Source organism: Bacillus sp. B4EP4a, from assembly GCF_006680105.1.
Lineage (GTDB): Bacteria > Bacillota > Bacilli > Bacillales > DSM-1321 > Peribacillus > Peribacillus simplex_E.
In genome coordinates this window covers 154,255-169,362 of the sequence record NZ_VHIK01000016.1, presented here as the reverse complement: position 1 = coordinate 169,362, position 15,108 = coordinate 154,255, and the positions used below count along the sequence as shown (strand labels likewise).

The window sequence follows — 15,108 nt, the reverse complement described above, 5'->3', positions numbered from 1 at the left end:
CGTTTGCATTCTTTTATGATTATCCCTGAAACCCCACTAACGCGGTATATACTTTGACATTACCTCTGAAGCCTTTGCCCCATTTGCATCGGAAAACAGATAGAAGGATTTCCTCTTTGTCTCCTCAATTCTCTGGATCAATTTCGTTTTTAAAAAAGATGTCCGGTGCAGCTGGTTTTCGAAAGAACTGCATGATACTGCTATATCGATAATTTGTCTATTCCTGAATGTGATGGTTGTATGTTTGGAATCCAGGCGATCATAGGATGCCACATGCTCATGTGATAGCCAGATGCATTGAGGACGCAACGGAGATGTAGTCGGAAAGAAGAAAATCGAACTGGTCGGATCAATCGCGATCGGTGCTTTATGTGTGATGTTTATGAGCTGTTTCGTGCCTTGCTTGCGTCCTTCATAACTTGATCCGAAGAACTCACAGCTTTTCTTTATTATTTCCATGGGTTTAAACGGGGAGATGAACTCGTCCTCCATTTCAACGATACGGGAATATATTTTACTGCCATAATTGATTGGCGAAACCATTAGTGTATGTGGCGTGATTTCATATTCCTCGATGATTCCCTGATTGTTTTCCTTCATTTTTAATCCACCTCTTCCTCATTACTAAACACCGCTTTTACTTTACCGAAGCTTATACTCTTGATTGCTTGTACCCCTCCATTCCCCATTGTCCAAGAAGAGTGAAGGGGAATAGTAAATGTATGTTAAATTACTCACTATAATAGCACAACCCTAAAACATAAAAAGGGAGTTCACGAAAAATTAAGAATTCTTTTATTTAGTGGCTTTTTCGTCATCTAAATGACACATTCTCTATTAATGTTTAAATTTTTTAAATTTTCAGTTGATTTTATCCGCTCAAATCCATATAATAATAAAAAGGGTCAGGGGTGGTAACTTTGAAAAATGAAAAATCTTATTCAGAGTCAGTGAAGTCCTTATCAATGAGCGAAATGAAAAACGATGCCGTGGTTCAGGAAATGTTAATTGATATGATTATTCAGGAAGCCGTCCTTACTACCAAAAAGAATATCCTTGCAAAACAGATCGATGAAGCCTTGGATATGAAAAACAAACCTTTATTCTTAAAACTAAGTTCTGAAATGAACGTTTTACTAAAACAGTTCGGCAATTAAAATGCATGAATAAAAAAAGCCTAATGATCAGAAAAGCCTCCCATAATATTGGGAGGCTTTTCTAATTATCATCACTCTTTATGAAACATCCCCATGACCTCGGCTGTTTCGGTTATATTGACAAAAGCATTCGGATCCACTTCTTTTATCATCGTTTTTACATCGGTTAACTGATAACGTGTAATGACTGTCATCATTACTTTACTCTTTTCTCCTGAATATGCACCTTCACCATCCATGACTGTAATTCCACGATAAAGGTTGGTCAAGAGCTTGGTTTTCATTTCGTCACTCTTTTTGGTAACGATCATCAATGTTAATTTAATGTGATTGGAATGGATCGTATCGATCACCTTTCCTGCTGCATAAATGGAAATCAGCGTATATAATGCGGCATCCCAACCAAAGATGAAGCCTGAGATAACCACCACAACTGCATTCATCACCGAAAGCAATGTACCAAGTGGAAAGTCGCTCTTCTTAGCCAAAAGCATGGCAATGATATCAAAACCGCCTGAAGAACCTGAAGCACGAAAGATGATGCCTATACCGAATCCCGATATGATTCCGCCAAATAAAGAAGACAAAATCGGATCAGTGGATATTCCGTGAACTGGAATGAGGTATAAACTGACGGATATCACGACAACTGATAATATCGTATAGGTGATAAAGCGTCTCCCTAATTTCAAGTATCCAAGAATCAGCAATGGCAGGTTCAACAGAAAATTCAATATCCCTGTGTTGACCGGAGTGATGATTCCGAACATAATCGCAAGTCCACTAAGTCCGCTGCTTAAAATTAAATGAGGTATCAAAAATAAGTTATAGGCTACTGCAACAAGCACTGAGCCCATAGTGATCAAAAGTACATTATACATATCCGATCTCCTTAAAACGAACTGGGAATTTAATTTATTATAGTAGAGAACCTTAGGTTTTTAAAAATAATAGTTTTTTCTGAAAACAACTTACAAACTTACATTTTTCCGATATAGAAGAAAAAAGCCAGCTGGTTTTCAGCTGGCTTTCAATCACCCTTTGTATCTGTATTTTCAACCGTTGAAATCCGCTCGAGCATGGTTGGATGGGAATACCGCAGCCATTTAACCAGGAATGGTGGGTTGACTTGACTCAAACCCGACCTCGTGAGTTCCTGGAACGTCGTGATTGCTGATTCTTTATCCCCGGTCATTTCAATGGCATAACGGTCAGCCCTTGTTTCTTGATATCTGGAAACATAATTGGACAGCGGACTCGAAGCAAAGAGCAGCACAGACGTTATTAAGAGAAATAAAGGAAGAGAAGAAATGCTGTCAATAGAACGAACCTTTAACAGATGGCCCCAGCGTTTAATGATAAAATTCATGATTTTCGATGTCAGCCACAAACCGATTAAAGTCAGTCCTAAATAACCTGCAATCCCTATATAAATATGCTTTTCCACATAATGAGCCATTTCATGTGCCATGATAAAAAGGATTTCATCTTCCTTCAGTTTGTGCAGGGTCGTATCCCAAAGGACTATTCTTGAGTTGGAACCTATGCCGGTCACGTATGCATTCAAGGCATTTGTCTTTTCCGCCATATTTACTTCATACACGTGTTCAGCAGGAATTTCAGCCTGTGAGGCAAGTGCCAATATTTCCGTTTCCAGCTCTTTATTTTTGAGCGGATAGAATTCATTATATAGCGGATCAATCAATACAGGCTGTACAAACATCAGAAACAAGGTAAATGGAATGGACAACATCCAAGCATAGAGCCACCACTTCTTCACACTTTTCTTCATTAACCAATACAAAACGGACACGATGATGAACATCATCCCGAAATTCACCCAGAATTCGATGACTCCATCCTTCATCCACGAGGTGAAACTTTGTGTACTTATATGGTAACTCCTACTCATCCGATATCCGATGAAACTGATTGGAAACAGTGCCAGGTAAGAAATAACGGAAAGCCAGAATAAGTAGATGCCCGTTCTGACCGCTTTCCATTTCGAGACTGCCATTGACGACTTTTCAAATGCTTTTGAAAAACCAAATAATAAAATGAAGAAATACAGCAGCCATTCATATGGCCTGGATACGAAAAAAATAAAATTCCGCAGTCCTGAATACTCTTCACTAAGCTTTAGTTCCCTTGCATTCAGAAATGTTGCAGGATCTGCTGCAGTTCCACGCAAAGCTTCGGGAATCGAGGTATCAGCTCCATAAAAAATATACCAATACATCGCCGCTGCATAAAGGATATATAACAGAATCGCTCTTCCAGCCCATTTTCTAACCATGATGCCCCTCCTTAAACGAATCTCCTCTTAATAGTTTAATCCAAAATGGACAGGTTAGAACCGCATTTCCCTTCTATATTATTTATTCCTTTCAATCTCCATCATTTTTTTATTTTTTATTCTTTATTATCAACCTTAAGATTTCACAGAATACACCTTCAGTCAAAAATGTACTTTCGGGATAATATTGACATCGAGGAGATGAAATGATGAATATGCAGAGATATTTTTAAAAAAACGGAGGGCTTTGGAGGTTTAAGGTAACGACGAATTTATCCCTTTGCCGGCACCTAATTACCTTGATGTAAATCGTTTCATCAAATTTTTTTGGAATGCGAAATCGATAATGAAGCCGACTAACGGAACAGCGGGCATGAGTAGTCATCCCTTCATCCCGCTTTTTTGAAAACTATACAAAAGTGCCATAAGCTCCGGTCGATTATTAACATTCAGTTTTTTGTAAATACGGCTTATATAGTTTTTTACCGTGCCGATGGATAGAAAAAGTTTTTTTGAGATTTGCTGATTTGTTTCACCTTGGGTCAGCAGGATAAGCAGTTCATACTCGCGTTTAGAAAAGGCCCCCAATTTTTCGATTGCCTTATCCAAAGTTACTGGTGATCTTTCAACATCCTGCTGCAGCTTCTTCATTAAAGTTGATTTAAATGAGGCGGGATAAACTATCTGACCGTTGGCACATTGACGGATTGCCGACAGCACTTGTTTCATTCCGCCATCCTGTAACACATAACCTGCTGCACCATGGCATATCGCTTCGATAAGATAATGATCTTCTGAATAGGCAGTAAAAATGAGGAAAGGAGTGGATGGATGTTTTACCTTTAGGATCGGCATGACTGATGATGTGTGATTAAAATCAAGAAGGTCCATTTCACTTCCAGTCACCCCTATGGCCTTAATGTCTTCTTCTTTTTCGATGAATTCCTCAAATCTTCCCTGACCACCATATATCAATAGCTTAATCGACTTCATAACATCACCTGTTACTTTCATTATTGTTATTAATCCGATAATTTTTTATAATTGCCCGCGCTAATAGTTCTATTGGTCTATACTTTACATCATTAATTCACCTGATAACAAATTTAAACTGTAAAATGCTTAAAAAGTGTACCTCCTGACAGTAAAAAGGCTATCACCCGTTTGTCTTCAGGATGATAGCCTTCTTCTTTGTTCCTCATCTATGAGCGTATCAAGTTTCATGATGCTCTCCTGTGCCCGGGGAAAATCAATTTTGCGATAATGGTGTTTTCCACCTTCTTCTTCATCTTTTTCGTCGGCCCATTTGACGACTTGCTGAAGCGGTGTACGAATAATATCATTTGAAGGTAAGAACGAATCGGTGTGAAATAAAATGGCGAGGGAAATGGTCTTTGCCTTTATCGGGTTTTCCCCCAAGCGGATTAAAAGTTTATGTGCTCGTTCTGCACCTTTGATGGGGTGAATATCATTTTGTTTATACAGATCATAATCCCATTTACCATTGCGATACCAGGTGAAATGACCCATATCATGCAAAAGTCCAGCTTTAGCAGCAATATCAGGGTCGACATTATACTCGTTTGCTAAGTGAAACGCATGGTATGCTACCGCAATCGCATGTGCCAGACCTGAACGGTTCAAGTATTTTTGAGCAATGGGATGTGTAAAAATATCCAAAAGCTTTACATCTCTCATCTAACCCCTCCTTACAATTATGTGGAAATTTTTAATGACAATCATAACTCTTTTCGAAACAAGAATCAAGGTTTTAAGATTCTCCAATATATTTTATGCAGCATGATACACTTTGGTTGTACAAAAAAAGGACCATTGCCGGATATAGGCAATGATCTCCTTATGATCAATGAAATTCAGTTTTGCAGTACATGGTTTTTCAAAGAGCGTCGTAAAATTTTACCAGTCGCGTTTTTTGGAAGTTCAGCCAAAAACTCAATTTTTGCCGGTACCTTATATTTGGCCAAATGTTCCATGCAATAGGCAAGCAGTTCTTCCTCTGTCAATGCATTGTTTTTCTTTACCACATAGCACTTAACCACTTCCCCTTGATTGGGATCGGGAACGCCTATGGCTGCTGCCTCAACTACTTCAGGATGGGCATACAGAACCTCCTCCACTTCACGTGGATAGACATTATAACCACCGACGATGATAAGCTCCTTTTTACGATCTACAATGAAAAAATAGCCTTCATCATCCATCCTGGCTAAATCGCCTGTATATAACCAACCATTTTTCAAGACAGCGGCTGATTCTTCAGGCATTTTATAATAGCCCTTCATTACATTCGGACCTCTGACAACCAATTCTCCTACCTCATTGATTTGCACTTCTTCTCCAAGCTCATTGACCACTTTGTTTTCCACCCTAAGGATGGAGGTTCCGATGGATCCCGACTTCCTTGGACGATCCAAAGGATTGAAGCAGGTAACTGGGGAAGCTTCGGATAAGCCATATCCTTCTGAAACCCTGACATTAAATTTTCGCTCGAATGATGCAAGAAGGGACACAGGCATTGCGGATCCTCCCGATATGCATATTCGTAACGACTTCAAAGCATCTTCTTTCGCATCTGGGTATTGGAAAAGAAAGTTATACATCGTAGGCACTCCAGCAAAAACGGTTGCATCATATTTTTTGATTTGCCTGAATATTTCCTTTGGACTGAATTGCGGGACAATTAAAAGCGTACCTCCGCTTATCAATGGGGCATTCACAACTACCGTTAAACTGAAAACATGGAACATTGGCAATGTCGTAATGACACGGTCACTTTCCGAGATTTTTAAATATTCACCAATATCATGTGCATTGGAAAATATATTGGTATGTGTGAGCATGGCCCCCTTTGGTTTCCCCGTTGTTCCGGAAGTATAGAGTATGATTGCCGTATCTTCAGGATCCAGTTCTGGCCCTTTAAAACCGTCATCCCCCGTTTCGATCATTTTTGTAAACGATTTCATTTTTGGGTAGATGTTAAATTCGCTAATATCCCCATTATCCTGCTGCGTTTCGCAAATAACATATTGTTCTACGCTTGAGAGGATCGGGTTCATTTTCTCTAGTAAGGGTAAAAGCTTATCTAATGCCACAACAACCTTTACATCGCCATTATTAAGGATATAACCAATCTCGTCAGGTGTGTAAATTGGATTGACGGGAATTACGGTCGCCCCTGCTCGCATAGCCCCATACAACGAAATGATGAAATGTGGAGAGTTGCCTAATAACAGCGCAATGTTATCACCTTTGGAAACACCCAGCCTATGTAATTCGTCTGCGAACTTCGTAACGGCTTTATCCAATTCCCCATATGAAGTGGATTGATCCATAAAGTAATATGCTGGCTTATCCGCCTTTTTTAAAGCCATTTGATGAAGCTGTTCAGATAAATTCATCTTTCTCCCTCCCTTGCAAATATCATGAATGAATAGTCATTCATTTTTATGGTGAACTAAATACATTTTTATTATATTAAAAGAAAGCTATTACAGCAACAATTTTATCCATATTCAAGCAATTACTGTCATTATTAGGCACAAAAGCCGTCCTATTAAGTCGGGACGGCTTTTGTGGCTTAATATATTAGTGCCAATATTTCTTCTTTCGTTACATTGCCAAAATAATGACGAACATCGATCTCATCTAGTACCCTGCTGATTGCTTCCTTTTCATAACGTGTTCCAGTAAGCTTTTGTTCAATATCCGCAACCTCTCCGACCCCGAAGAAATCGCCGTAGATTTTACAATTTTCAATAATTCCCCTGTTCACTTCAAGGCGGATGTCAACAGACCCCACAGGGAATCTATGTGAGTTTTGCAAGTTGAATTTAGGCGATTTTCCGTAATTCCATTCCCAGTTTTGATACCTTTCTTCAGAGATTATGTGAATTTTCTCCCAATCCGTCTCCGTTAAAATATACTCTGTAACCTTACCGCTATCTTTGAAAATATTTTGCAGAAGGAACGAACGGAACTCTTCAACAGACATCGGTTCTTTTAAGAAATCAGCAATATTACCGACACGGCTTCTTATTGATTTTATCCCTTTTGACTCTATTTTATCTTTTTTCACTTTTAAAGCGGATACAATGTGATCCATTTCTGATTGAAACAGCAATGTCCCATGACTGAACATTCTGCCCTTCGTTGAAAACATCGCGTTTCCCGAAATTTTCTTTCCTTCAGCCAGAATATCGTTACGACCGCTCAATTCAGCATGTATTCCAAGTTTCTCAAGCGTTTCCACGACAGGCTGGGTGAATTTCTTGAAATTATGGAAACTATCCCCATCGTCCCTCGTAATGAAACTGAAATTGAGATTCCCTAGGTCATGATAAACCGCTCCCCCCCCGGAAAGGCGGCGAACAACTGTAATGCCATTTCCATCTACATAATCGGCATTGATTTCTTCAATCGTATTTTGATTTCTTCCTATGATGATTGAAGGACGATTAATGTAAAATAGAAGATAGGTTTCATCTATATTTAAATGTTTAAGCGCATATTCTTCAATGGCAAGGTTAATTCTTGGATCTGTAATTCCCTTATTATCAATAAAAAGCACAGTTGTTCCTCCTTGTAGACTTCATATCACTGATGTTTCATTTATAGTTGGAATTCGAGATTGGTTTTAGCTACAGCTATTTCCCTTTTGAATACCTCGGATGCTTCTTTTTTCAGTTGATCAAGATTCCCATAATGAGGGAGATGAGTTAACAGCAAAAGCTGGACGTCAGCCTTTTCCGCTAGCATGCCCGCTTCTCTTGCCGTCATATGCCCCGCCTTTGAACCATCCATATCACTGTAAAAGTTACTTTCACATAGTAAAACATTTGCGTCTTTAGCGAAATCTGCAAGCTCATCCATATATGAACTATCCCCTGTGTAAACTATCGAATGATTTTCAGCTTCAATCCTCATTGCAAAACAAGGGACTGGATGATTTGTTTTCATGAACGTAAATTTACACGGTCCAATGGTTAAGGGTTGATCAGCAGTGTAGGCTATCCCCTTTGTCACGTCTTTATAAGTTAACTTACCAAACTCGACTTCGTCCAAATCATGACCATAAATAGGAATCGTCCTTTTTTCGCTGCCCAATATCTGCTGTATGAACGCAGCGTGCTGCAGGACACCAATATCCGCTACATGATCCGGATGATAGTGGGATAATACAACTGCACCAAGATCCTCCGGCTTCATATGGTTTTGCAGCTGTGATAGAACACCGCTGCCACAATCAAGCAGAATGCGAAAATCTTCATATTCAAGCAAATAGCCGGAACTTGCCTCATTTTTAGCTGGATAACCGCCCCAGCAGCCAATTACGGTGATTTTCATGCTTAGGCACTCCTTTTTTCTCTCAATGACTTCCCCATTAATATAAACTATTCTTGCCCTTATTTCACCTTTTTTACTTATGTTATAAAACATTCATTGACATTGCGAATCTGTTATAATACAATAAAACTATAGAAAAGCGAATAATAAAATAATTCAGGAGATGATGTTCATGATTCAAAGTAGCGTTGAGTTCTTTAAAAACCTGCCTCCGAAACAATGCACGGAATGCGGAAAAAAAATCGAAGAACAGCACGAATGTTATGGAAACCACTGTGATCATTGCCTTTCTGGAGAGTAGTATTCTTGTGTTCCACCATCCGCTTCCCAAATAGCAGGATGAATTCATATAAGGTTCAGTTTCGCAGCTGAAAAACATCCCCAATAAAAAGAAGAGATACCGCTCATCGGCATCTCTTCTTTTTATTGGGATTCATTGACTTTCAGCAAAAAAATAGAATTATCACTTTACGGATAATCCTTTGAACAAATATATTTTAAATAGTTCAGCAATTTCCTCTTTCTCTAATGGGGCATGGTTCCTTTCCCAATCAAAAATCAGGGCAAGGTACATCTTTAGCATCAGGAAAGCTGTTATCTCTGGATCGCAAGGCTGTATATAGCCCTTATCAATCGCTATTTTTAGTTTTTCCTTAATGTAGGATACAATGGCTTCTTCCATTTCATTAACCATTTCCTGAACGGCCGGCGTACCAATTTCCCGCTCTTCCTGAAGAAGTTTTAAAGATAATTGATGTTCCTGCCTGAACTCCAGAATTCGATAAACGGCCCGATGCAGATTTTCAAAAAAGGAGAATTGATCATCCAAAGATTGTTCAGCTTCATATTTCATTTCCTCTATCATCCGCTGAACGATTTCTTTAAACAGCTCCTCTTTATTTTTATAAAAGGTATAAATGGTCCCTTTTCCCACATTGGCAATTTTAGCGACTTGATCCATCGTCGTTGCCTTATATCCAAAAAGTGAAAACGACTTGGTCGCGGCTTCTAAAATTAATTTTTTACGATCAACAGACATTTCCCACCTCGATCCTGACCAAACGGACAAAATAGTCATTATGTTCAACGATATCATACCAAAAATATTCAGTCTTTTCAATTAAATTTTCGATTTTTTAGAGAAACAATGGCCATCCTCATTAATGGACAGCCACTTTTTCAAAAGGGGTATTTATTTAAATCACTCAGGTAAAGTAAAAAAAGCGTCGCTTTTCCAGGTGCATGACATCTATCAACTTCATATGAAAATATGTAGAGCGAATTGTAAGCATGGTTAAACTGGTTTCCTCTATTGATTGATCACTTTTCCTGTAATTTGTTTAAAATGATTGTAGCCAAAGCATCGATGAATTCAGGTTTAACATTGGGCATATCCGGCCTATAGTAACCTGCACCAATCTCTTCTGTCACAACCTTACATTCATAATCATTATCATAAAGGACTTCAAGGTGCTCGGCAACAAAGCCAACAGGAATATAAATGAAAGCTTTATAACCTTTTGTTCGATGAAGATCTCTGGTTAAATCCTGTACATCAGGTCCCAACCATGGTTCAGGTGTTTGTCCAGCGCTTTGCCAGCCTACTGCATAATTGGTAACCCCTGCGCCTTCAGCAATCATGTCTGCCGTTTCTTTCAGTTGATTTGGATACGGATCTCCTGATTGCAGGATTTTTTCAGGAAGGCTATGTGCCGACACAATCAAAGCGAAGTTATCGCGTTCTTCCGAGGACATTTTCCCGATTACTTCTTTTACTTGGTCTACCCAATATTGAATGAATTTCGGCTCATCATACCAGCTTTCAACGGAAGTTATGGTCAGGTCCCCCCATTTAGCGGCTTCGTCCTGGGCACGTCCATTATAAGACTTCACGCTGAATGTTGAAAAATGCGGTGCCAATACTATACTGACCGCTTCTTTGATTCCATCTTCATGCATTTGTTTCACTGCGTCTTCAACAAAAGGTTCAATATGTTTCAGTCCAAGATATGCCTTGAATTCAACTTCTTCCTGAACGGAATTCAATTTCTTTTCAAGGGCTTCAGCTTGTCCTTCCGTTATTTTTGCAAGCGGGGATAATCCACCAATCGCTTCATATCTGCCTTTTAGGTCGGCAATCAATTCATCGCTTGGCCGTCTCCCATGACGAATATGTGTATAATATCTTTCAATATCCTCTTCAGTGTATGGAGTACCATAAGCCATGACTAAAAGGCCCATTTTTTTTCTTGACATGAAATTACACCTCATTTAAAGATTTCGTTCTTTTATTGTGCATCCAATTAAGGATTTTTAGCAAATGGTTCGCTCACCTTACTTCATTTTTGATGAATATTCATGAATGAAAGCGGTCAGCCTCTTCAGTGTTTCCGGATTTACGGAAGGGAAAACCCCATGTCCCAGATTAAAGATGTAGCCGTCCTGTTCCATGCCCTGATCCAGGATCCTTTTCGTCCGTTCTTCTATAACATCCCATGATGATAAAAGAAGGGCAGGATCAAGATTACCTTGTACCGTTTTCTGTATTCCCATTTGTCTTGCTTCTGTAATTGGCAGTCTCCAATCGAGCCCGACTACATCAATCGGAAGATCATTCCACTCAAGTGCCAAGTGACTTGCGCCGACCCCGAACATGATTAGCGGTACATTTTCTTCACGCAATGAAGTAAAGATACGTGTCATGATCGGCTTGATGAACACGCGGTAATCTTCAACGTTCAAAGCACCTACCCATGAATCAAAGATTTGGATGGCACTAACGCCGGCTTTAATTTGTGACTTGACATATACGATGATCATATCCGCTAGCTTATCCATTAATGCAAACCAGGCCTTGGGCTCGGAATACATGAAAGCTTTCGTTTTATTGTAGTTTTTGGATGGGCCGCCTTCAATCATGTATGAAGCAATGGTGAAAGGTGCCCCGGAGAAACCGATCAAAGGAACGGACAATTGCTCCGTGGTCAATAATTTAATCGTGTCCAACACATATGGGATATCTTTCTCTGGGTTCAATTCACCTAATTTTTCAACATCTGTCACCGATTGGATCGGGTTGGCTATGACTGGACCGATTCCGGACTTAATCTCAACATCCACACCAATGGCTGGTAGCGGTGTCATTATATCTTTATATAAAATCGCAGCGTCTACGTCATATTGCTCAACTGGCAATCTAGTCACATAAGCGCATAATTCCGGCTGATGAGTAATCTCAAAAAGGGAGTACTTCTCTTTCAACTTACGGTATTCCGGTTGTGAACGGCCAGCCTGACGCATATACCAAACAGGCACATGATCCGTTTTCTCTCCTCTTGCAGCTTTTAAAAATGTATCATTCGTAATTTCCTTAGACATTAATATCCACCTTTCAAGCAATCACGTTTCTATTTTTATTCATTACCTACATAGAATATCAGAAGGATGTTGAATTTGAAATCGAATCTCCTTAAACTATAGCTTTTTCTATAATAGAAGTATAGCCAACCTATTTATTTGTCAGAAAATCGACTTTTTTATAAGTATCTTACCGGTATCAAAGACTATTGGTTAGATTGAAAATGGTAAAAGCACTATTCATTGGGTAAAATGGGTATACAGGTACTATATAGATATTGGAGGGGAATTTATGAATGTATTCATCACATCAGGCAGTTTCAATTTTTTGAAAAGCAAAAAAGATAAGCATCCGAATGAAAATATATTACTTATGCAAAACCCTGACACTACAGTACTTTTACATGAAACAGAAGGTAAAACGCTCTTCAGCTCTCCACGTAAGTATGAAGTAGTTGATGGGAAAGGAAACCTTCAGGATCATGGGTATGTAGTCATGAACAATATACCTGTCAGTGAAGAAGGAAGGCCGGTATTCGAACATCGTTTTAAAAACAGGGCAGGATTCATTGAAAATGAACCAGGTTTCGTCGCACTTCGTGTACTGCGGCCAATCAACTCTGAAACTTATGTAATCTTAACGATTTGGGAGAAACAAACCGATTTCTTGAACTGGAAGAAATCCAGTTCCTTTCAGAAGGCGCATAACAGCGACTCCAAAGCTCCCGTTACGAATTCCAGCCAGAAGATGTTTTCAGGTGAAGCCTATGTAACGCAGTATACTTTGGTGAAGGATTCAGAAGAATAATCCAATCTTGCTCAATAAGAGGCCCATCCCTCAAGGATGGGCCTCTTTGAATATATAGTAATACAGAGCGTTATTTGGGACTGCCCAAAAATCATATGAACCTATAACAATCCGACAAATTCCTTCTTTATTTCCGGGGAAATGCAACGGGTATTTACAATTATTTTATCTGAACCCTTTTTTCAAAGTACTTTAGGCCCGAGGAATTCATACAATTTAAACAAGGTTAAAATATATGCCGCTCCTAATGCAAAACCTGCCAAGATATCAGTTGGAAAATGAACTTTCATAGCGATCCTACTGACCCCGATTAGCAGAACCAGACAAACGAAACCGATTCCCACTGCCCATTTCAAAGAGTTTCCTTTAATTTCTTTCATGATTAAATAAGCAACCATACTGAAGAAAATAAGGCCCACCATTGCGTGTCCACTGGGAAAACTGAAGCCAGCGATCTCCATCAAATGATTTTCAGGGCGCACTCTTTTAATATGATTTTTTATCCACCCATTTAATACATCACCCCCGGCCATACCGATAGAGAAGATGGCCATGGTCCAATAATCCTTCTTTATTATCCACAAATATAGAACACATAATAAGCTTCCAAAACCAATGAACTTGGATTTCCCAAGATAGGTAATGGACTTGAAGAAAGTGAACGAAAAAGTATTCTCACCTACGGAAATAAGTTTCGTAAAATATGTATCGAACGCTAAAGGCTTTCCACTCTCGACTTCTTGCATCAAAAAAAAGAATAGCAGCAAGCAAATCAAAACCATAGCAAACCAGGAATATTTAATCATGATATATATCTCCTCAAGGTATTTAATTCACTTTGGATCATTCAGAATATGATATACTATTTACAATTAATCCAATCATTAGGAGGCGCAAAATGATACAGCGATTACACGATCTTCTAGATGGTTCATATGAAGAAATGGTTTCCATCAGACGTTATCTTCATCAACATCCCGAGCTTTCCTTTCAAGAAACCCAAACGGCTGCCTTCATCGCTGGATATTATGAAAAACTTGGAATCGAACACCGGACGAATGTAGGCGGTAATGGTGTTATTGCCAAAATCACAGGCAATAAGCCTGGTAAAACCGTAGCTTTGCGCGCTGATTTCGACGCCTTACCCATTCAGGATGAAAAAGAAGTTCCCTATAAATCTTCCGTACCCGGGGTAATGCATGCGTGTGGACACGATGGCCATACAGCGACACTCCTTGTCCTTGCAAAAAATCTGAATGATCTGAAGGATGAGCTCGAAGGTGAATATATATTTATCCATCAGCATGCTGAAGAATATGCTCCAGGAGGTGCCAAACCGATGATTGAGGCTGGCTGCCTTGATGGGGTGGATGTAATTTTCGGCACCCATTTATGGGCTACGGTCCCTACCGGAACAGTCCAATACGCTTATGGACCCATTATGGCCGCTGCTGACCGTTTTGAAATCACCATTCAAGGGCAGGGCGGACATGGAGCCCAGCCGCATAAAACCCGTGATGCAATCGTAGTCGGCTCCCAGCTAGTCATGGCCCTACAGCAAATCGTAAGCCGCCGCCTTAACCCAATAGATTCTGCAGTCATTACCGTCGGTTCCTTTGTAGCGGATAATGCCTTTAACGTCATTGCAGATAAGGCTAGAATAATCGGGACCGTCCGCACTTTCAAGGAAGATGTCCGTTCATTCATAAGCGAAGAAATGGAGCGGGTTGTTAAAGGAACCTGCCTAGCTGCCGACTGCACTTATGAATATCAATACTTTCAGGGTTATCCAGCTGTTATTCCACATGTTGAGGAAACTAAATTCCTCATCGAAAGCACTGAATCCGTCAAGGAAGTTTTGATTACAGAGGAAATTGACCCGGATATGACAGGTGAAGATTTTTCTTATTATTTACAAAATGTGAAAGGTACATTCTTCTTTACGGGGGCCAAGCCAAAAAATGAACATACATATCCGCACCATCATCCTTTGTTTGACATCGATGAAAAAGCGATGCTCATTGCAGCCAAAATATTAGGCACTGCAGCTGTAACCTATCACAATAAGAAACAATCATCGCAAAAGGTGAATGAATCTTTATTACGGTAATGATAAAGGGACGGGT

At 39.5% G+C, this 15,108-nt stretch carries 16 protein-coding genes; 4 read left to right on the top strand and 12 right to left on the bottom strand.

The features are described from left to right. Window positions 1–36: 36 nt before the first annotated feature. A complete protein-coding gene (locus tag FNK51_RS09205; RefSeq protein ID WP_141993117.1) occupies window positions 37–600 on the bottom strand; it encodes a competence protein ComK in 564 nt (187 codons plus the stop codon). A 320-nt stretch (window positions 601–920) separates the two neighbouring features. Between FNK51_RS09205 and FNK51_RS09200 the strand changes: the two genes are divergently transcribed. Beyond that, the gene (locus tag FNK51_RS09200) at window positions 921–1,157 is read left to right on the top strand and encodes an IDEAL domain-containing protein (RefSeq protein ID WP_034314641.1); all 237 of its coding nucleotides are present in this window, start codon (window positions 921–923) and stop codon (window positions 1,155–1,157) included. A gap of 71 nt (window positions 1,158–1,228) precedes the next feature. Here the strand turns inward: FNK51_RS09200 and FNK51_RS09195 are convergent, their stop codons facing one another. From FNK51_RS09195 to FNK51_RS09165, 7 genes are all read right to left on the bottom strand, one after another. Further along, window positions 1,229–2,038, bottom strand: a complete 810-nt coding sequence (locus tag FNK51_RS09195) for a YitT family protein (RefSeq protein ID WP_098371346.1) — start codon at window positions 2,036–2,038, stop codon at window positions 1,229–1,231. 149 nt (window positions 2,039–2,187) lie between these two features. Next, window positions 2,188–3,453, bottom strand: coding sequence for a M48 family metallopeptidase (locus FNK51_RS09190; RefSeq protein WP_141993116.1), 1,266 nt, complete (start codon window positions 3,451–3,453; stop codon window positions 2,188–2,190). 381 nt (window positions 3,454–3,834) lie between these two features. Then, window positions 3,835–4,446 carry a response regulator transcription factor gene (locus tag FNK51_RS09185; RefSeq protein WP_181762229.1) on the bottom strand — a complete coding sequence of 204 codons (612 nt, stop codon included), beginning with the start codon at window positions 4,444–4,446 and terminating at the stop codon, window positions 3,835–3,837. Window positions 4,447–4,623: 177 nt separating this feature from the next. Next, window positions 4,624–5,151: an HD domain-containing protein gene (locus tag FNK51_RS09180; RefSeq protein WP_098371349.1), complete on the bottom strand. Its 528-nt coding sequence runs from the start codon at window positions 5,149–5,151 to the stop codon at window positions 4,624–4,626. Window positions 5,152–5,327: 176 nt separating this feature from the next. Next, window positions 5,328–6,872, bottom strand: a complete 1,545-nt coding sequence (locus tag FNK51_RS09175) for a fatty acid--CoA ligase family protein (protein ID WP_141993114.1) — start codon at window positions 6,870–6,872, stop codon at window positions 5,328–5,330. A 179-nt stretch (window positions 6,873–7,051) separates the two neighbouring features. Further along, complete coding sequence (lplA, locus tag FNK51_RS09170) at window positions 7,052–8,041, bottom strand: lipoate--protein ligase (protein WP_141993113.1); 990 nt, start codon at window positions 8,039–8,041, stop codon at window positions 7,052–7,054. Between the two features lie 41 nt (window positions 8,042–8,082). Continuing rightward, the gene (locus FNK51_RS09165) at window positions 8,083–8,817 is read right to left on the bottom strand and encodes an MBL fold metallo-hydrolase (RefSeq protein WP_098371352.1); all 735 of its coding nucleotides are present in this window, start codon (window positions 8,815–8,817) and stop codon (window positions 8,083–8,085) included. A 172-nt stretch (window positions 8,818–8,989) separates the two neighbouring features. Here FNK51_RS09165 and yhfH point away from each other — a divergent pair, with 172 nt between their 5' ends. Continuing rightward, the gene (gene yhfH, locus FNK51_RS09160; RefSeq protein ID WP_065310849.1) at window positions 8,990–9,118 is read left to right on the top strand and encodes a protein YhfH; all 129 of its coding nucleotides are present in this window, start codon (window positions 8,990–8,992) and stop codon (window positions 9,116–9,118) included. A gap of 162 nt (window positions 9,119–9,280) precedes the next feature. On the opposite strand, the gene FNK51_RS09155 is transcribed toward yhfH, so the two are convergent. The 3 genes from FNK51_RS09155 to hemE form a co-directional block, all read right to left on the bottom strand. Continuing rightward, on the bottom strand, window positions 9,281–9,856 hold the full coding sequence (locus tag FNK51_RS09155) for a TetR/AcrR family transcriptional regulator (RefSeq protein ID WP_098371353.1): 576 nt from the start codon (window positions 9,854–9,856) through the stop codon (window positions 9,281–9,283). Window positions 9,857–10,137: 281 nt separating this feature from the next. After that, window positions 10,138–11,073: a ferrochelatase gene (hemH, locus tag FNK51_RS09150; protein ID WP_141993112.1), complete on the bottom strand. Its 936-nt coding sequence runs from the start codon at window positions 11,071–11,073 to the stop codon at window positions 10,138–10,140. A 78-nt stretch (window positions 11,074–11,151) separates the two neighbouring features. Next, the gene (gene hemE / locus FNK51_RS09145; RefSeq protein ID WP_098371355.1) at window positions 11,152–12,195 is read right to left on the bottom strand and encodes a uroporphyrinogen decarboxylase; all 1,044 of its coding nucleotides are present in this window, start codon (window positions 12,193–12,195) and stop codon (window positions 11,152–11,154) included. 271 nt (window positions 12,196–12,466) lie between these two features. Here hemE and FNK51_RS09140 point away from each other — a divergent pair, with 271 nt between their 5' ends. Beyond that, the gene (locus FNK51_RS09140) at window positions 12,467–12,982 is read left to right on the top strand and encodes an antibiotic biosynthesis monooxygenase family protein (protein WP_098371356.1); all 516 of its coding nucleotides are present in this window, start codon (window positions 12,467–12,469) and stop codon (window positions 12,980–12,982) included. Window positions 12,983–13,164: 182 nt separating this feature from the next. Here the strand turns inward: FNK51_RS09140 and FNK51_RS09135 are convergent, their stop codons facing one another. Then, complete coding sequence (locus tag FNK51_RS09135; RefSeq protein WP_098371357.1) at window positions 13,165–13,788, bottom strand: phosphatase PAP2 family protein; 624 nt, start codon at window positions 13,786–13,788, stop codon at window positions 13,165–13,167. Window positions 13,789–13,880: 92 nt separating this feature from the next. Between FNK51_RS09135 and FNK51_RS09130 the strand changes: the two genes are divergently transcribed. Next, a complete protein-coding gene (locus FNK51_RS09130) occupies window positions 13,881–15,092 on the top strand; it encodes a M20 family metallopeptidase (RefSeq protein ID WP_141993111.1) in 1,212 nt (403 codons plus the stop codon). Window positions 15,093–15,108 lie beyond the last annotated feature (16 nt).